At 67.6% G+C, this 17775-nt stretch carries 16 protein-coding genes; 4 read left to right on the top strand and 12 right to left on the bottom strand.

The window, feature by feature from the left end; genetic code table 11:
* Positions 1-14: 14 nt before the first annotated feature.
* Both CXK94_RS04440 and CXK94_RS04435 read left to right on the top strand, forming a co-directional pair.
* Positions 15-1832 carry a methyl-accepting chemotaxis protein gene (locus CXK94_RS04440; RefSeq protein ID WP_102893443.1) on the top strand — a complete coding sequence of 606 codons (1818 nt, stop codon included), beginning with the start codon at positions 15-17 and terminating at the stop codon, positions 1830-1832.
* A 16-nt stretch (positions 1833-1848) separates the two neighbouring features.
* Positions 1849-3327, top strand: coding sequence for an aldehyde dehydrogenase family protein (locus CXK94_RS04435; RefSeq protein WP_102893442.1), 1479 nt, complete (start codon positions 1849-1851; stop codon positions 3325-3327).
* A gap of 195 nt (positions 3328-3522) precedes the next feature.
* Here CXK94_RS04435 and CXK94_RS04430 read toward each other — a convergent pair whose 3' ends face one another.
* From CXK94_RS04430 to glnT, 11 genes are all read right to left on the bottom strand, one after another.
* Positions 3523-4215: a type 1 glutamine amidotransferase gene (locus tag CXK94_RS04430; protein ID WP_102893441.1), complete on the bottom strand. Its 693-nt coding sequence runs from the start codon at positions 4213-4215 to the stop codon at positions 3523-3525.
* A gap of 10 nt (positions 4216-4225) precedes the next feature.
* A complete protein-coding gene (locus CXK94_RS04425) occupies positions 4226-4567 on the bottom strand; it encodes a DMT family transporter (RefSeq protein ID WP_037037761.1) in 342 nt (113 codons plus the stop codon).
* Positions 4568-4636: 69 nt separating this feature from the next.
* Positions 4637-5770 (bottom strand): aminomethyltransferase family protein, encoded by a 1134-nt coding sequence (locus CXK94_RS04420; RefSeq protein ID WP_042857350.1) that lies wholly within the window; start codon positions 5768-5770, stop codon positions 4637-4639.
* A gap of 59 nt (positions 5771-5829) precedes the next feature.
* Positions 5830-6855 (bottom strand): heme-dependent oxidative N-demethylase family protein, encoded by a 1026-nt coding sequence (locus CXK94_RS04415; RefSeq protein WP_102893440.1) that lies wholly within the window; start codon positions 6853-6855, stop codon positions 5830-5832.
* A 44-nt stretch (positions 6856-6899) separates the two neighbouring features.
* Complete coding sequence (locus tag CXK94_RS04410) at positions 6900-7844, bottom strand: PDR/VanB family oxidoreductase (RefSeq protein ID WP_042857351.1); 945 nt, start codon at positions 7842-7844, stop codon at positions 6900-6902.
* Positions 7841-8380 carry a dimethylamine monooxygenase subunit DmmA family protein gene (locus CXK94_RS04405; RefSeq protein WP_042857352.1) on the bottom strand — a complete coding sequence of 180 codons (540 nt, stop codon included), beginning with the start codon at positions 8378-8380 and terminating at the stop codon, positions 7841-7843. The genes CXK94_RS04410 and CXK94_RS04405 overlap by 4 nt, the downstream gene beginning before the upstream one ends.
* 333 nt (positions 8381-8713) lie before the next feature.
* Entirely contained in the window at positions 8714-10042 is a 1329-nt protein-coding gene (locus CXK94_RS04400; protein ID WP_042857353.1) for an ammonium transporter, read from the bottom strand.
* A gap of 111 nt (positions 10043-10153) precedes the next feature.
* Positions 10154-11476 (bottom strand): FMN-binding glutamate synthase family protein, encoded by a 1323-nt coding sequence (locus CXK94_RS04395; protein ID WP_102893439.1) that lies wholly within the window; start codon positions 11474-11476, stop codon positions 10154-10156.
* 93 nt (positions 11477-11569) lie between these two features.
* Positions 11570-12253, bottom strand: a complete 684-nt coding sequence (locus CXK94_RS04390; RefSeq protein WP_102893438.1) for a protein glxC — start codon at positions 12251-12253, stop codon at positions 11570-11572.
* A 12-nt stretch (positions 12254-12265) separates the two neighbouring features.
* Complete coding sequence (locus CXK94_RS04385; RefSeq protein WP_102893437.1) at positions 12266-13171, bottom strand: class II glutamine amidotransferase; 906 nt, start codon at positions 13169-13171, stop codon at positions 12266-12268.
* 97 nt (positions 13172-13268) lie between these two features.
* Complete coding sequence (gene glnT, locus CXK94_RS04380; RefSeq protein ID WP_102893436.1) at positions 13269-14603, bottom strand: type III glutamate--ammonia ligase; 1335 nt, start codon at positions 14601-14603, stop codon at positions 13269-13271.
* A gap of 252 nt (positions 14604-14855) precedes the next feature.
* Here glnT and CXK94_RS04375 point away from each other — a divergent pair, with 252 nt between their 5' ends.
* Positions 14856-15455, top strand: coding sequence for a helix-turn-helix domain-containing protein (locus tag CXK94_RS04375; RefSeq protein ID WP_037037745.1), 600 nt, complete (start codon positions 14856-14858; stop codon positions 15453-15455).
* A gap of 6 nt (positions 15456-15461) precedes the next feature.
* Here CXK94_RS04375 and CXK94_RS04370 read toward each other — a convergent pair whose 3' ends face one another.
* Positions 15462-16304, bottom strand: a complete 843-nt coding sequence (locus CXK94_RS04370) for an IclR family transcriptional regulator (RefSeq protein WP_180984380.1) — start codon at positions 16302-16304, stop codon at positions 15462-15464.
* A 108-nt stretch (positions 16305-16412) separates the two neighbouring features.
* Between CXK94_RS04370 and CXK94_RS04365 the strand changes: the two genes are divergently transcribed.
* Positions 16413-17723: an NAD(P)/FAD-dependent oxidoreductase gene (locus CXK94_RS04365; protein WP_102893434.1), complete on the top strand. Its 1311-nt coding sequence runs from the start codon at positions 16413-16415 to the stop codon at positions 17721-17723.
* The last annotated feature ends 52 nt before the right edge of the window (positions 17724-17775 follow it).

Here is a 17775-nt window from a genome sequence, read left to right as displayed (position 1 = left end):
CACAGGAGACCGCCATGTGGTGGAGCACAGGCCGCGAAACCAGGGCGCCCCGCCCACACTGGCAACAGGCCCTGCTCGAGGGCGACATCGACACCGCCCTCGCCCTCGAAGCAGGGCAGATGCCCGCCACCTTGCGCGCCCGCCTGATGGCCCCGCCGCCAGCGCCCGCCATCGACGAATCCCCCGCCCTCGCCGCCTTGCTCGACCGCCTGGAAGCCCTGCAACGACATAGCCGCCAGGCCGTCGAGCAGGTCGAGAACGTCTTCGGCGAGATCAGCGCGCGCAGCGCCGAGCAACTGCGCTACGTCGGCGATACGCGGGGCTTTCTCGACGACAGCAGCGCCGGTGCCGAACAGCTGCGCAATGAAGTCGGCTTGGAGCTCAAGGCCACCCACGGTTTTTTCTCCGAGCAGTTCAGCGCCCTGGTCGGCCTGATCGAGGACCGCTCCGCCGCCTCGCACAAGGTCATCGGCGACATCGACAACATCGGCCGCACCGTACAGCTGCTGTCGCTGAATGCCGCCATCGAGGCGGCCCATGCCGGCGAGGCCGGACGCGGCTTCGCGGTGGTCGCCAACGAGATCCGCAACCTCGCCCTGCGCACCCAGGAAAACGCCCGCCAAGCCTACGAGCAGATCGACCTGGGCATCCTCGCCGAGCGCCTGAACGGCCTGCTCGATGCCTCCGAGGAACGCTTCGACCAGCTCAGCGCGCGGGTCGGCGAATCCCTGGCGACGCTGCACGACCTGCTCAAGCACATGAGCGAACACCTCGCCGAGATCGAGGGCAACAACCGGGTCATCGCCGCCGGCGTGCGCCTCGGCGAAGGCGCCGACCGCCACCTGCGCAGCCGCAGCAACTGGAGCCAGGGCCTGATCGGCGACCTGCAGGGCTTGTACCGCCAAGGCGAACCGGCGCAGCGCACCGAACACCTGCGCCGCCTGCTGCAGGAGGAAAAGCTGCACCTGGATGCCGGCTACGACCGCCTCGCCGACATCCGCCGGCGCGGCGAGATCCGTATCGCCATCGAACCGCAGTTCAAGGGACTGTCCTTCCGCGAAGTACCCGGCCAGCCGCTGCAGGGCCTGGATGCGGAAATGGCCCAGGCACTGGCACGCTGGCTGGGCGTCAAGTGCCGCTTCATCGAATACCCCTGGGACCGCTGCCTGCAGTTGCTTGAGGCCGGCAGCCATCGCCGCGAACAGGAGGCCGACCTGGTCTGGAGCGCCCTGCCGCCGATGCCGGGCTACGATCACGTGGCCTTCTCCGCGCCCTACGTGTTCCTGCCCTACGTGCTCGCCAAGCGCACCGGCGACGCGCGTATCCGCGGCCTCGACGACCTGCAGGGCAAGGTCCTCGGCTGCGTCAACGACCCCGCCGCCATCGCCGTGCTGGAAGACCTCGGCCTGCGCTGGCCGGCCAATGAGGCCAAGCCCGGCGGACGGATCCGGCTGGCCAACCTGCTGGCCTACAACGACCAGGGCATGATCCACGACTGCCTGCTCGACGGCGTGGTGGACGCCTTCGCCATCGACCTGCCGATCTACCACTGGGCCTGCCATGGCGAGACCAGCCCGTGGCGCGGGCGCCTCGAAATACTGCCGGGCAACCTCGCCCCGGAGCTGTGGTTCTATTGCGCGGCGGTCGCCAACGCACCGGCCAACATCGGCCTGCTGGAGGCCATCGACCGCTTCATCGGCGAATACCGCCAGGGCCACGAATACCGGGAACTGGTCGGCCGCTGGCTGGGCCAGGTCTACGACGACCCGCAGTGGCGCTTCGTCGACGGCGTGCATGACGCCCGCAGCCTGCTGAGCACCACTCAATCCTGACTGACGAGGACCGTCCATGCTCGACCGCCCCCACCTGTACATCGATGGCCAGTGGCTCGCCCCGCAGGCCGGTGGCCGCTTCGAAGTGTTCGACCCCAGCGACGAAGGCCTGCTGGCGCGGGTCGCCGCCGCCGGCCCGGCGGACGTCGACCTGGCCGTGCGCGCCGCACGCCGGGCCTTCGACCAAGGCCCCTGGCCACGCTTGCCCGGCACCGAGCGCGCGACCGTGCTGCGACGCATCGCCGAGGGCATCCGCGCCCGCCAGGACGAACTGGCCGTGCTCGAAGTGCGCGACAACGGCAAGCCGCTGCCCGAGGCGCAGTGGGACATCGCCGACGCTGCCGGCTGTTTCGACTACTACGCGGACCTGGCCGAGCGCCTGGACGGCGAGGAGTTCCCGGTGACCCTGGCCGACGCGCGCTTTCGCGCCAGCGTGGTACGCGAGCCGGTGGGCGTGGCGGCAGCGGTGATCCCCTGGAATTACCCGCTGCTGATGGCCGCCTGGAAAGTCGCACCGGCCCTCGCCGCCGGCTGCTGCATGGTCCTCAAGCCGTCCGAACTGACCCCGCTGAGTGCCCTGGAGCTGGCGCGCATCGCCGACGAAGCCGGATTGCCGGCCGGCGTGCTCAACGTCATCCCCGGCCTAGGCGGCGAAGCCGGAGCGGCGCTGGTCGAACATCCGGGCGTGGACAAGGTGGCCTTCACCGGCAGCGTGCCCACCGGCAGCCGGATCATGCAGGCGGCCGCTCGCGACGTGAAGAACATCAGCCTGGAGCTGGGCGGCAAATCGCCGCTGCTGGTGTTCGCCGACAGCGGCCTCGACGCGGCGGTGGAATGGATCATGTTCGGCATCTTCTGGAACCAGGGCCAGGTCTGCTCCGCCACCTCGCGGGTACTGGTCGAGCGTTCGCTGTACCCCGCCCTGCTCGAACGCCTGGTCGAGCAAGCCCGGAAGATCCGCATCGGCAACGGCCTGGAGGACGGCGTGCTGCTCGGCCCGCTGGTCAGCGCCGGCCAGCACGCCAGGGTCGGCGCCGCCATCGCCCGCGGCCTTGCCGACGGCGCACGCCTGCTATGCGGCGGCGAACGTCCCGCCAGCCAGCCGAAAGGCTGGTTCATGCAACCCACGGTATTCGCCGACGTGCCGCTGGGCAGCGCCCTGTGGCGCGAGGAAATCTTCGGCCCGGTGGTTTGCGTCAACCCGTTCGACGACGAGGCCCAAGCTCTGCACCTGGCCAACGACAGCGACTACGGCCTGGCCGCCGCGGTGATGTCCGCCGACACCGCGCGCTGCGAACGCGTCGCCCGTGGCCTGCGCGCCGGCATCGTCTGGATCAACTGCTCGCAACCCACCTTCAGCGAATTGCCCTGGGGCGGCGTCAAGCGCAGCGGCATCGGCCGCGAACTGGGCGAATGGGGCCTGGACAACTATCTGGAGACCAAGCAGATCACCCGCTATGAAAGTGGCGAGGCGTGGGGGTGGTATCTGAAGTGAACGGCCTCGGCGCCAGCCCTGACACGTGGCGAGAGGAGGTGGAGCCTGTCAGACACACCGCGCGTCGGGTTTCGCTTCGCTCGACCTGGGCGGGCCCGCCCAACCAGGACCGTTGGGACGGGGCGCGCAGCACCGAAGCCCGGCGCATGGCGGAGCTGGCGCGGGACATGCACACGGTGCCCCTTTCGCTCATGGTCACGCTTGCAGCAGGTATTCCAGCACCTCCCCCATCAATACCCGCCCCGCTGCATAGTTCGCCAGGGGCGTGGCGGCCAGTTCATCGACCGTCTGCACCCAAGGTCCCGGACGCAGCTCATCGGCGCACTCGGCCAGCAGGTCAGCGACGATGGCCGGGGTCATTTCCGGGTGGCACTGCAGGCCGATCACCCGTCGGCCGAATTGGAACGCCTGGTGCCGGCAAGCCTCGCTGGACGCCAGCAGCGCGGCGCCAGGCGGCAGCTCGAAGGTTTCGCCGTGCCAGTGCAGCAGTTCGATGCGCTCGGGAAAGACGAAACGCCCCGCCTCCGCCTCGTCCGCTCGCCAGACCGGGAACCAGCCGATTTCCGCCTCGCCGTTGGCATACACCCGGGCACCCAGGGCGCTGGCGATCAGCTGCGCGCCGAGACAGACGCCCAGCACCGCCACGCCGGCATCGATGGCTGCGCGCAGGAAGGCCTTCTCCGCCACCAGCCAGGGCAGCTCGGCTTCGTCGTTGACGCTCATCGGCCCGCCCATGGCAACGATCAGGTCGCACTCGTCCAGGGCGGGTAGACGCGCATCGGGCATGAAGAAACGGGTGTGTTGCACCTCGGCGCCGCGCGCGGCGAACCAGTCGGCCATGCTGCCGACATCCTCGAACGGTACGTGCTGCAGCACCCGTACGCGCATGTTTCGCTCCTCAGGCCAGCGGTTCGGGGCTGGCCAGTTTCAGGCCGACGATGCCGGCGATGATCATGACCAGGCACAGGCTACGCAGCAGGCCGAGCTGCTCGCCCATGTAGAACATGGCGTACAGCACCGTGCCGAGGGTACCGATGCCGACCCATACCGCATAGGCCAGCCCCAGCGGCAGCACGCGTACCGACAGGCTCAGCAGGTAGATGCTCAGCAGCAGGAAGAAGCCGCAGTACAGGCTCGGCCACAGGCGGGTGAAGCCATCGGTACGCGGAATGATCGAGGCGTACAGCACCTCGCAGAGCCCCGCCAGCAGCAGGAAGCCCCAGCCATTCAACCAGGCCATCGTGTTTCTCTCTCTTCGGACAGGACGCAGGGCGGTCGAACCCGCCCTGCGCCAGTGCAGCGAACGCGCTCAACCCTTGGCGGTGCGCTTCTTCTTTTCCGGGTCGTCGAACGGCATGCTGTGGGCGATCGCCCTGGCCGTGAGGCTGCCACGTACCTCCAGCGGCGTGCCCTGCTCGGCGTAGGGCACCTCGAAGCGGGCGATGGCCATGGATTTGCGGCTCAGCCGCGAGTACATGGCGCAGGTGATCACCCCGACCTGCTTGCCGTCGGCCCAGAGGGTATCGCCTTCGGCCGCCGCCTGCTCGCCCTCGAGCAGTACGCCGAAGATCCTGAAGCGCTCCCGGCCCTTGAGCCGCGCATGCTCGATGCCGCCGCGGAACTCGCCCTTGGTCGGCGACACGGTGAAGTCCAGGCCCAGCTCCCAGAGGGTGTCGCCGGCCGGCTCGTCGGCGAAGGGGTACTTCTCCGAGTTGTCGTAGGGGAAGAACAGCAGGTAGCTCTCGACCCGCAGCCAGTCCAGCGCGGTGAACGCGCAGGGGATGATGCCCAGCGCCTTGCCCTTTTCCAAGATGCCGTCCCAGATCGCCGGCGCATCGGCGGCCTTGCAGAAGATCTCGTAGCCGCGCTCGCCGGTGTAGCCGGTGCGCGAGATCATCACCGGGCGGTCGAACAGCCTGGTCTGGATGTGGTGGAAGTACGGCAGCTCGCGGATGCCCGGCACGTGCTCGGCGAGGAAATCCACCGCCAGCGGCCCCTGCAGCGACAGGTCGTGCAGGTCGTCGTCGAACAGCACCGCCACCTGGCGACCCTGGGCCGAGCGCACCAGCATCTCGTAGCCATTGCCGGCACCGTGCACCACCATGAAGGCGTTGGGCCCGGTACGGTAGATGACGCAATCGTCGACGAACTTGCCCGCCTCGTTGAGCATCGTCGCGTAGACCGACTTGCCCGGGTAGAGCTTGGAAATGTCGCGGCTGGTGGCATATTCGAGCAGCGACTCGGCATGCGGGCCAACGTAGTGCACCTTCTTCAGCCCGGACACGTCCATCAGGCCGGCGCGGGTGCGGATCGCCTCGTGGGCATCGGCCAGCGAGGTGGTTCCGTAGGTCCAGGCCGTGCCCATGCCGTTCCAGTCTTCGAGTGCGGAGCCCAGGGCACGATGCCGGGAAGCCAGGGCGGAAATGCGCCAGGAATTAGCCATGTTGTTCTCCTGTTCGTTTGCAAGGCCTGCACGCAGGCGTCGTTCGGGTGGATCGGAATTCAGGCGACCCTGGCCTGCGGATCGAACTGGCTGAGCCAGTCCACCACCGTCTGCCGGTAGAGGGTCAGCCCCTTGTAGTCGGCGATGGCCTCGGGCAGGTCCCTGAGCACGCGGTGCAGGCGGCAGGCCCAGGCCGGGTTGGTGGCCAGTTCCTCGAGGCTGATCAGGTAGGTGCGGATGCCGAACAGCAAGGCGTTGCTGCGCGGCAGGCGCGGCATGAACTGCAGCTCGACGCGCAGGTGTACCAGCCGGGCGACGTTCTCCGGGGTCACCTGGGCGCGCTCGTGGCCCCACTCGTGGAAGGTCTCCGAGGAGGTATCCAGGCGCGGGTTGATGGTCATGGTCCAGTTCAGCCGGCGCACCGGCTGGCCGACCTGGATGTTCATCAGGTACTTCAACGCGCGGTCGAACACGCCCATCTGCGGCGCCAGCGGCACCGGCGCGTGCCACTGCTTGAAGCTCATGCCGGCGTCGAACTTGATCGACCAGTCCGCCGGGCAGGTGACCATGCCGGCGTCCATGAACAGGTCGCCGTCGCGCTGGTCGAGCACGGCGAAATCGCCCTGGGCCTGGCGGGTGATGTATTCCAGCGGCTCGCACGGCAGGCTCGCCGCATCGCCGAAGGTGAAATGCTGCTCGATGCCCAGCGGCCGGTTGATCCAGGTCCAGCGCTCGCCGTCGCGATGCAGCTCGAAGTGCTCCGGGTAGTCGGCGGCCAGGTGCTCCATGAGCATTTCCAGGCTGTCCCAGGCAGCCTGGGCCATGTGCGGCATGACCAGGCAGCGGCCGGGGTCCTTCTCCAGCACGCGGGCGCGCTCGGCCATCTCCGAGACGTAGTGCTCGTCGATGTCGAACCAGTGCTCGAACACCGAACCCGGCGCGCCACCGTTGGCCGGCTCGAGGTTCACCGAGTACATGTAGCTGTCCTCGGGGAACGGGAAGGGAAAGCGGGCGATGGCCGCGGGGCTGTTACGGAAGGTGAAATCGTCCCGGTAGGTTTCCAGGGGGTTCATGACGACGGGCATAGCGGGCACTCTCCTGGGGTCGAAAGGGTGGCGGATGGGGCTGCCTACAGATCGAGCAGCAGCGGGCTGGCACAGCTGCCGCGGGAAACGCAGGGCATCAGCGAATCGGCACGCTGCCCTTCGTCGAGGTAGTGGTCGCGATGCTCCACCGCACCGGCCAGGTAGCGCGTCGCGCACTGGCCGCAGACGCCGCCGCGGCACAGGTTCGGCAGCTCGACACCGGCGGCTTCCAGCGCCTCCAGTAGGCTGAGGTCGGCCGGCACCTCGATGTGCCGGCCGCTGCGCGCCAGCTCGACGCGAAACGGCAGGCCCGGCTCGGGCGCGGCGAAGGCTTCCCAGTGCACCCGGCTATCCGCCCAGCCCAGCGCGCGGGCCTGCTCGCGCAACCCGTCCAGCAGCCGTTGCGGGCCGCAGGCGTAGAGGTGGGTGCCGAGCGGCTGGCCGGCCAGCAGCGCGGCAAGGTCCAGGCGCTGGCCGGCGCTGGAGTCGTAGGCATGCAGGCGCTCGCCGAGACGTTCGGCCAGTTCCTCGACGTAGGCGTCGGTGAGCCGGCCGCGGAAGGCATAGTGCAGCTCGAACGAAGCGCCGCGGGCCTGGAGCTCGGCGATATAGGCCATGAACGGGGTGATGCCGATACCGCCGGCCACCAGCACGTGGTGGCTGGCCTGCGAATGCAGTGGAAACAGGTTGTGTGGCAGCGAGAGTTGCAGGCGGTCGCCCACCGCCACCCGCTCGTGCATGTAGCGTGAGCCGCCGCGCGAGTCGTCCTGCAGGCGCACGGCGATTCGGTAGCAACTACTGTCGGCCGGATCGCCGAGCAGTGAGTAGGCGTTGCGCAGGGTGCGCTCGCCGAGGGGCATCAGCACCTGCACGTGGCTGCCGGAAGAAAAGCCCGGCAGTTGCCCTTCGGCCGCCTCGAAGGTGAATTCGCGTACCACCGGCGTCAACTGGCGCACGGCGGTGACCTTGACCTCCAGCAGCGCGCTCATGGCCGCCCCTCCCCGTAGGGGCGGCTCGGATCGAGGCAGACGCCCATGTAGGCACCCAGGCGCTGGGAGAAGTGCTCGCGCACCAGCAGGTGGACGCCGCAACCGCTGCAGCCGGCCTCGCCCTCCTCGCCGATCTCCTGGAAGGTGCCACAGTGCACGCAATAGAGCCGCCGCCGCGCACCGTTCTTGAACAGCTCGATCTCGTCGCCGAGCAGACCGGCATGCCGAGCCAGGCGATAGACGTGCCAGAGGAACGCCTCGTCGCCGACCACGTACAGCCGCGTGCCCACCTCGGCCTGCTCCAGCAGCAACTGCAGGCGCAGGTAGAGGGCCGCGGGGTTCGCGAAGCGCTCGTGCGGGAGGTCCGCCGCCAACTCGCCGCCCAGGCTGAGCAACTGGGATAGCGGATGGTCCAGCAAGGGCGCGGCGCAGGCCGCATCCTGCGCCACCACGAGGCGGCGGCATGCCGGTTGTGGCGAAGCCACGGTGCGATAGCGGGGTTTGCTGAAGATCGTATCGCTGCCTGACGCGGTCATCTGAAGCCTCCCTGAAACACGAATTCGGCGAGCATGGGTGAACGGATCATTCACTCGTAAAAATTCCCACAAGGAACATTTTGTTCTTTTAAAGAAAGCATGGACCATGCCAGTTCCCGATCTGCCAGTGTTTCCCGGGGCTTGGCCTTCCGTAGCGGTATCGCCCGAAAGAACGGCTGGGAAAATGCACAAATCAGGATCAAATGGCGGGAATAACGCGCCGAATCGGCGCAAGAGGCGGAATTTCGAAGAGAGGCCTTCATGGGTGAATAACGGCTATGAAAGCCGAGGCCGCATGAACGGGGGGTGCGCCCAGGCGCACCCCGCGATGGTTCATGGGTTATAGGCGCGCTCGTTGTGCGCGGAGAGGTCCAGGCCGATCTGCTCGGTTTCCTCGCTGACCCGCAGGCCGCCGGTCAGCAGCGCGGTGAACCGGAGCAGCAGCCAGGTAAGGATGGCGCAATAGGCCAGGGTGAACATTACGCCCTTGAGTTGCACCCATAGCTGGGCCGTGATCGCGACTTCCTCGAAACCGCCGACAGCGGTCGAGGCGAACACGCCGGTCAGCAGCGAGCCGACGATGCCCCCGATCCCGTGCAGGCCGAAGGCGTCCAGCGAGTCGTCGTAACCCAGGCGGCGCTTGAGCGTGGCAATCGCATAGAAGCAGGCCACACCGCTGACCAGGCCCATGACCAGCGCGCCGCCGGGGCCGACGAAACCGCAGGCCGGCGTGATGGCTACCAACCCCGCCAGCGCGCCGGAGGCGGCTCCCAGGGCACTGGGCTTGCCGCTACGCAGGATTTCAGCCAGCAACCAGCCGATCACGCCTGCGCAGGCCGCCGCCTGGGTAGTGAGCATGGCCATGCCGGCCTTGCCATCGGCGGCGACGGCGGAGCCGACGTTGAAGCCGAACCAGCCGACCCACAGCAATGCCGCGCCCACCAGCGCGAAGACCGTGTTGTGCGGCGGCATCGCGATGTTCGGGTAACCGCGCCGGGGGCCGAGCACCAGGCAGGCCACCAGCCCGGCGACGCCGGCACTGATGTGCACCACGGTGCCGCCAGCGAATTCGAGGATGCCCCAATCCCATAGCAGGCCGCCGTCGCCGCCCCAGGCCATGTGAGCCAGCGGGGCATAGCAGACGGTGAACCAGAGTACGCAGAACAGCAGCACGGCGGAGAACTTCATGCGCTCGGCGAAGGAGCCGGCGATGATCATCGGGGTGATCATTGCGAAGGTCATCTGGAACGTGGCGAATACACTCTCGGGAATGCCGGCGACCAGGCCGTCGCGATCCAGGTGGCCCAGGAAGACGTACTGCAGGCCACCGACGATGCTGTGCCAGTTGACCACCCCGGCCTCCATGCCCGTGGCGTCGATCACCAGGCTGTAGCCGTAGAGCACCCACAGCACACCGATCGCGCCGCCGACGGCCAGGCACTGGGTAAACACCGAAAGGATGTTCTTGCTGCGCACCATGCCGCCATAGAACAGCGCCAGCCCGGGCACCAGCATCATCAGCACCAATGCCGTGGATATCATCATCCAGGCCGTGTCGCCGCTATCGAGCACGGCTTCATCGGCCAGGGCCAGCCCCGGCAGCACGGCCAGGGCGGCCAGTCCCGCGCGCAGCCCACGGGCTGCGCCTTCACTCAATCGCATCGTCGTTCCCCCAAGATTCGCTATAGAAATCGCACTCGCGTTCCGGCGCTCGCGTCCCCCCGCTTCGTCGCGAGACGCCGGAGGACGCCTGCGACGAAGCGGGGAACAGGCCTAGAAGCCCTGCCCCGGCACCCAGCGGGTGCCCGCCAGCGGCACACGGGCCATGGCAGCGGATTCCACGGTCAGCGCCACCAGGTCCTCGGGGTCGAGGTTGTGCAGGTGCGACTTGCCGCAGGCGCGGGCCATGGTCTGCGCCTCGAGCACCAGCACGCGCAGGTAGTTGGCCAGGCGGCGGCCGCCCTCCACCGGATCGAGGCGCTTGGCCAGTTCCGGGTCCTGGGTGGTGATGCCGGCCGGGTCGCGGCCGTTCTGCCAGTCATCGTAGAAACCGGCGGCCGAGCCGATCTTCTTCAACTCCTCGTCCAGCCGCGGGTGGTTGTCGCCCAGGGCGATCAGCGCGGCGGTGCCGATGGCCACCGCATCGGCGCCCATGGCCATGGCCTTGGCCACGTCGGCGCCGGTGCGGATGCCGCCGGAGACGATCAGCTGCACCTTGCGATGCATGTCCATTTCCTGCAGGGCCTGCACCGCCTGGGGGATGGCCGAGAGGATCGGGATGCCGACGTGCTCGATGAACACTTCCTGGGTCGCCGCGGTGCCGCCCTGCATGCCGTCGAGCACGATCACGTCGGCGCCGGCCTTCACCGCCAGCTTGACGTCGTAGTACGGCCGGCTGGCGCCGATCTTCACGTAGATCGGTTTTTCCCAGTCGGTGATCTCGCGGATCTCGGCGATCTTGATCGCCAAGTCATCGGGGCCGGTCCAGTCCGGGTGGCGGCAGGCACTACGCTGGTCGACGCCGACCGGCAGGGTGCGCATGCCGGCCACGCGTTCGGTGACCTTCATGCCCAGCAGCATGCCGCCGCCGCCCGGCTTGGCGCCCTGGCCGAGGACGATTTCGATGGCGTCGGCCTTGCGCAGGTCGTCCGGGTTCATGCCGTAGCGCGACGGCAGGTACTGGTAGACCAGGTGCTGCGACTGGCCGCGCTCCTCCGGGGTCATACCGCCGTCGCCGGTGGTGGTGCTGGTGCCGGCGATGCTGGCGCCGCGGCCGAGGGCTTCCTTGGCCTGGGCGGACAGCGCGCCGAAGCTCATGCCGGCGATGGTCACCGGAATCTTCAGGTGGATCGGCTTCCTGGCGAAGCGGGTGCCGAGCACCACGTCGGTGCCGCACTTCTCGCGGTAGCCTTCCAGCGGGTAGCGCGACATGCTGGCGCCGAGCAGCAGCAGGTCGTCGAAGTGCGGTACCTTGCGCTTGGTGCCGCCGCCGCGAATGTCGTAGATGCCGGTCTCGGCGGCGCGCTGGATTTCCTGGATGGTCAGACGGTCGAAGGTGGCGGACTCGCGCAGTACCGGTGGATGTTCGTTGCTCATGGGAAAACTCCTCGAAGGCTTTTTGTAGGAGCGGGCCATGCCCGCGAACGCTTTTTCGCGGGCATGGCCCACCCCTACAAGAGTCAGGGGTGGTCAGTACGCCGAGGCGTTGTCGACCTTGAAGTTGTAGAGCTGGCGGGCCGAGCCGTAGCGCTTGAAGCTGGCCGGGTCCTCGTCGAAGCCGGCGCGGTTCAGCAGTTCGGCCAGTTCCTCGAGGTGCTCGGCGCGCATCTCCTTCTCGATGCAGTCCGAGCCCAGCGACTTGACCGTGCCCTTGACGTAGATGCGCGTCTCGTAGAGCGAATCGCCCAGCGCATCGCCGGCGTCGCCGCAGACCACCAGGCGGCCGGCCTGGGCCATGAAGCAGCTCATGTGGCCGATGCTGCCGCCGACCACGATGTCGACGCCCTTCATCGAGATGCCGCAGCGCGCGCCGGCGTCGCCCTCGATCACCAGCAGGCCGCCATGGGCGGTGGCACCGGCCGATTGCGAGGCGCTGCCCTTCACGCGGACCGAGCCGGACATCATGTTCTCGGCCACGCCGACGCCGACGTTGCCGTGCACGGTGACGCTGGCCTTCTGGTTCATGCCGGCGCAGTAGTAGCCGGCGTGTCCCTGGATATCGATGGACAGCGCCTCGTTCACGCCCACTGCCAGGTTGTGCTTGCCGTCCGGATGGGTGACGACCCACTCGCGCTCGTCGAGGGTCCTCGCCTGGTCGTGCAGCGTCTGGTTGAGATCACGCACGGTGGATTCGCTGAGATTGATGGTTTTCATTCGGTGCGCTCCTCAAACAGCCTTCTTTTCCCAGACATACAGGGTGGCCGGCTCCGGCTCCCAAACCTTGGCCTTGTCGATCCCCGGCAGGCTGGCCAGCGCCTGGTACTCCGAGGCCATGGCCACGTAGTCGTCGGTCTCGGCGAGGATCGCCGGCTTGCAGGCGATCGGATCGCGGATCACCGCGAAGCCGTCACGGGTGCCAATGGCGAAGGTGAAGAAGCCGTCGAGGTCTTCCAGGGCGTGATCGAGCGCCTGCTGCAGGCTATCGCCCTGCTGCAGGCGCCAGGTCAGGTAGCCGGCGGCGACCTCGGTGTCGTTCTCGGTCTCGAAGCCGATGCCGTGGCGCTCGAGCTCCTGGCGCAGGCGGAAATGGTTGGACAGCGAGCCGTTGTGCACCAGGCACAGGTCATCGCCGGTGGAGAACGGGTGGCTGCCCTCCATGGTCACCGCGCTTTCGGTCGCCATGCGGGTATGGCCGATGATGTGGCTGCCCTGCATGCCGGCCAGCGAGAAGCGCTCGGCGATCTCCGCCGGCAGGCCCATGCCCTTGAGAATCTCGATGCTGCGCCCCGCACTCATCACGCGCACGTCCGGCGCCAGCGTCTTCAGCGCGGCGCGCACCACGGCCTCGTCGGCATCGATTTTCAGCACGGCGGCGCTGGCATTCCTGAACCAGTCCACGGAGCAGCCGAGGCAGCCTTCCAGTTCGCCCATCAGGGCCTTCCAGTCGTAGTCGGCCTCGCTGCTCTGCAGGGTCAGTTTGACCCAGCCGTCCTTGACCTCGTCGCCATAGATGGCGAAACCGGCACTGTCCGGCCCGCGGCCGGTCATGGCCAGCAGCATCGGCTCGAACAGCTTGCCGAGCTGGGATTCCAGCGCGGGATTTTTCAGGTAAAGACCCACGATTCCACACATAAAAACTCCTCACTGCGTTCGGGCTGGAAGCCGGAAGCTTGAAACTGAAAGCCGGCACGCGGCCGCTCTTGCTTCCAGCTTCTGGCTTCCAGCTATCTCAAAAGAATTCGGTGTAGCGCTGGATTTCCCAGTCGGAGACATGGCGGCTGTATTCCACCCACTCCATGCGCTTGAGCTTGAGAAACTCGTCGACGATCTCGGCGCCCAGCGTCTCGCGGAACAGCGGGTCGGCCTCCAGTGCGTCGCAGGCTTCCTTGAGCGACTGCGGCAGGGTCTGGATGCCGCGCGCGGCGATCTTTTCCAGGCCCAGGTCGTAGAGGTTCTCGTTGCACGGCGCGCCCGCCTCGAGCTGGCGGTCGATGCCGTCGAGCCCCGCGGCGATGACCGCGGCGGTGACCAGGTAGGGATTGCAGCCGGCGTCCGGCAGGCGGAACTCGATGCGGCCGTAGGGAATGCGCACCATCGCCGAGCGGTTGTTGGCGCCGTAGGCGACGAACGCCGGCGCCCAGGTCGCGCCGGACAACGAGCGCCCCACCACCAGTCGCTTGTAGGAATTCACCGTCGGCGCGGCAAAGGCGCACAGCGCCGGGGCATGCGCCAGCAAGCCGGCGGCGAAGTGATAGGCCAGCTTCGACAGGCCCATGCCGCTGGGATCGCTGGCGTCGTGGAACAGGTTGCCGTTGTGCGCGTCGCCGATCGACAGGTGAAAGTGCATGCCGTTGCCGGCGCGCTTGGGGTCCGGCTTGGGCATGAACGAGCAGATCATGCCCAGCTCGTTGGCGATCTCGCCGGCGGCCATGCGGAAGAAGGTGAAGCGGTCCGCCGAAGTCATGGCGTCGCTGTAGGTGTAGTTGATCTCGAACTGGCCGTTGGCGTCCTCGTGGTCGATCTGGTAGACCTCGAAGTCGACCTTCTGCAGGGCTTCGGTCAGCCGCTCGAGGAATTCACGCGAACGCGACAGGCCCTTGTAGTCGTAGCAGGGCTTGTCCAGGTTGTCGCTGGCATCGACCAGTTGCAGCCGGCCTTCGCCGTCGCGGCGGAACAGGCTGAACTCGGGTTCCAGCCCGGTGTTCAGGGTCCAGCCGCGTTCGCTCAGGCGGCGGATCTGCTGCTGCAGCACGTAGCGGCTGTCGTAGGGCCAGGGCTTGCCGTCGACATGACCGATGCACAGCACGCGCCCGTAGCCCGGTTGCCAGGGCACCGGCGTCAGGGTGGCAAGGTCGCCGCGCGCCATGAAGTCCGGCCCGTGGGGCTCCATGCCCATACCGCAGATGGCGAAGCCGGCGAAACCGGCGCCCACTTCCGCGACGGACTCCAGGCCGCACACCGGTACGGATTTGGTCTTGGCCGAGCCATGGATATCGACAAACTGAGCCAGCACATACTTGATGCCGTGCTGGTCGATGATTCGCTGTGTTTCGCTGGGCAACATTGGATTCGCTCCTCGGTAGAACCGCGCATATTCCGCAAGGGAAATTAATTTTCTCTTTGGGAAATGCAAAGCGCTTGCCAACCCGGCCCGGAGAGCACCGAAACACGTCGCGGGGCCCGTTTCTTCTATATAAGGAGGAAAAATGTTTTCATAGGGCGAAATTCGTACCGCCCGGCATCCTGTTTCGACAGGCGAAGCTGATCATTCTTGGTGCGAAACTTATATTCCAGGAACTAAAATCGCGCAGCCTCAATGACCAAATCGACCGATACGCCGCCCCGCCTCAAACTCGAGCAGTACCTCGGCATCCAGCTCAAGCGCCAGCGCCAGGCCCAGGGTCTGAAGATCGCCGACGTGGCCCGCATCGCCGGCATCAGCCAGGGCATGCTGAGCAAGATCGAGAATGCCCAGGTGTCCACCAGCCTGGATTCGCTCAGCCGTCTGTGCGACGTGCTCGGCATGCCGATGTCCAAGCTGTTCAGCCAGTACGACCAGCAAGGCAGCGGCGCCCTGCTGGTCAAGCAGGGCGAAGGCATGGAGGTGGTGCGCCGCGGCACCGAGAAGGGCCATACCTACCATCTGCTGAACCATACCCGCGGGCCGAAGAAGAGCTTCGAGGCCTACATGATCACCATGGACGATGCCAGCGAGGAGTTCCCCACCTTCTCTCATCCGGGCACCGAGTTCATCCATCTGCTCGAAGGCGAACTGGTCTATCGCCACGGCAACCTGCTCTACCCGATGCACGCCGGCGACAGCCTGACCTTCGACGGCGAAGTCCCGCATGGCCCGGAGAAGCTGGTCGAAGTACCGATCCGCCTGCTCTCGATCATGAACTACGACAAGGATTGAGCAGGTTCACGGCAGAGCCTCCAGGCGCAACAAGCCCCGGGCTTTTGCCAGCATCCGACTGACCTCTTCGGCCATCGCCGCGGCCAGCGCCAGGCGCCTCTGCTGGGACATCCGCGGCCGTGACAAGGCGCAGCTGAGGGCGCCGAGCACCTGCCCGCCGGCATCGACGATGGGCACCGCCAGCCCGGTATAGCCCGGCAGGCGTCGATCCGGCACGCCACAGGCGAAACCCAGGCGGCGCACGCTGTCCAGCGTACCTGCTATGACCTGCGGGTCCAACCCGTAGTCGATGCGCAACAGCGCGGCATTGTGTTCGAGAATGGCGTTGCGCTCGACCCGGCCCAGTTGCGCCAGCAGCACCTGCGAGCCCTGCCCCACGCCCATGGGGATACGCCCGCCCACGGCGTGGCTGTAGCAGCGCACGGGCTGCTCGCCATCCTGCATCTCCAGGCACAGGACGTGATGGCCGTCCGGCACCAGCAGGAAAAAGCTGTCGCCGAAACGCCTGGCCAGCCGCCACAGCGCCGGACGGGCCAGATCCCGCAGGCCATGGGCATTGCCCGCCTGTGCCGCGAGCGCGAACAGTTCGTAGCCCAGCACGAAGCGGCCGCGCTGCCTGCCGTTGCCGACGAACCCCAGCCGGCGCAGCGCCTGCAACAGGCGGTAGGTCGTCGTCTTCGAGCAACCGCTGCTGGTGCACAGGCGCTGCAGATCGGCGCCGGCTTCGCCCGCCGCGGCGATCTCGCGCAACAAGCCCAGGCCGCGTTCCAGCGTCTGGGTGCCGGTCACCTCGCAACCCCGCCGCTTCGATTCCGCCCGGCCAGCAACCGTGCCATCCGATTCGCCCATCCGCGTTTCCCACATGTTGATAAAAATGCCGACAGCGCAGCCGATGCAAATTGCACACCGCGGCGGCCAGGGCACGCTCGGCTCATTTCCCGAACCGAGGCACGCGCCATGTACCCGCATATCCATACGATCAACAGCGACACCCGTCTTCCCACCCATATCGACGTCGCCATCATCGGCGGCGGCATCATCGGCGTCTGCACCGCCTATTTCCTGGCCGCCCGCGGGATTTCCGTGGCGGTGCTGGAAAAGGGCCGGCTCGCGGCGGAACAGTCCTCGCGCAACTGGGGCTGGTGCCGCACCTTGGGCCGCGACCTGGCGGAAATCCCGCTGGCCATGGCCAGCCTGAAGATCTGGGACGACTGGCGGACGACCCTCGGCGAGGACACCGGCTTCCAGCGCAGCGGCATCCTCTATGTCTGCGAGAATGCCCGGCAGCAGGCGGAACAGGCACAGTGGCTGCGCGCGGCCGGTGCGCACGGGGTCGTGGCCCGCGAGCTCGATCCAGCCCAGCTGCGCCAGGCGCTGCCGCAGGCGGGCCGCCACGCCTGGCTCGGCGCGCTGCACGCCCCCGAAGACGGACGAGCCGAACCGCACATGGCCACGGCGGCGATCGCCTGTGCCGCGCAGCGCCTGGGCGCACGCTTCCACGAGCGCTGCGCGGTGCGCGGGCTGCTCCGCGAAGCGGGCCGCGTGAGCGGCGTGGTGACCGAGCACGGCGAACTACGCTGCGCCAGCGTGGTGCTCGCCGGCGGTGCCTGGTCGTCGCTGTTCTGCCGCAACCTCGGCATCCGCCTGCCGCAGCTCAAGGTGATCGCCTCCGTGTTGCGCACCGCGCCGATGCCGGGTGGGCCGGAACTGGCCGTGGGTGCCCATGACTTCGCCTTCCGCAAACGCCGCGACGGCGGTTACACCATCGCCCAGCGCAGCGCCAACATCGCGCCGATCACCCCGGACAGCTTCCGCTACCTGGCGGATTTCCTCCCGGCCCTGGGCCGGCAGTACCGGGAGTTGCGGGTACGCCTAGGCCGGCAGTTCATCGACGAGTGGCGGTTGCCCGCGCACTGGTCGCCGGACCAGCCCAGCCCGTTCGAAGCGCTACGGGTGCTCGATCCGCAGCCCGACCTGGCGATCCTCGCCGAAGCGCGCCGGGCGCTGTGCCGGCACTTTCCGTTCTTCGAGGGGCTGCAGGTCAGCCAGGCCTGGGCGGGCGCCATGGATGCCACGCCCGACGCCCTGCCGGTGATCGGCCCGGTCGCCGAGCTGCCCGGGCTGTTCCTTTCCACCGGTTATTCGGGCCATGGCTTCGGCATCGCGCCGGGCGCCGGCGCGCTGATGGCCGACTTGCTCAGCGGCCAGGTCCCGGCGGTCGACCCACGGCCCTTCCGCTTCGAGCGCCTCCAGGCCGCCCACCCCTGAGTTTCCTGTAGAGATATTTTTTTTCACAAAACTATGGACCGATGCGATCCGT

It is taken from the genome of Stutzerimonas stutzeri (genome assembly GCF_002890915.1).
Classification (GTDB): Bacteria; Pseudomonadota; Gammaproteobacteria; order Pseudomonadales; family Pseudomonadaceae; genus Stutzerimonas; species Stutzerimonas stutzeri_AF.
The sequence above is the reverse complement of the archived record's forward strand: the minus strand, read 5'-3'. Positions and strand labels throughout refer to the sequence as shown.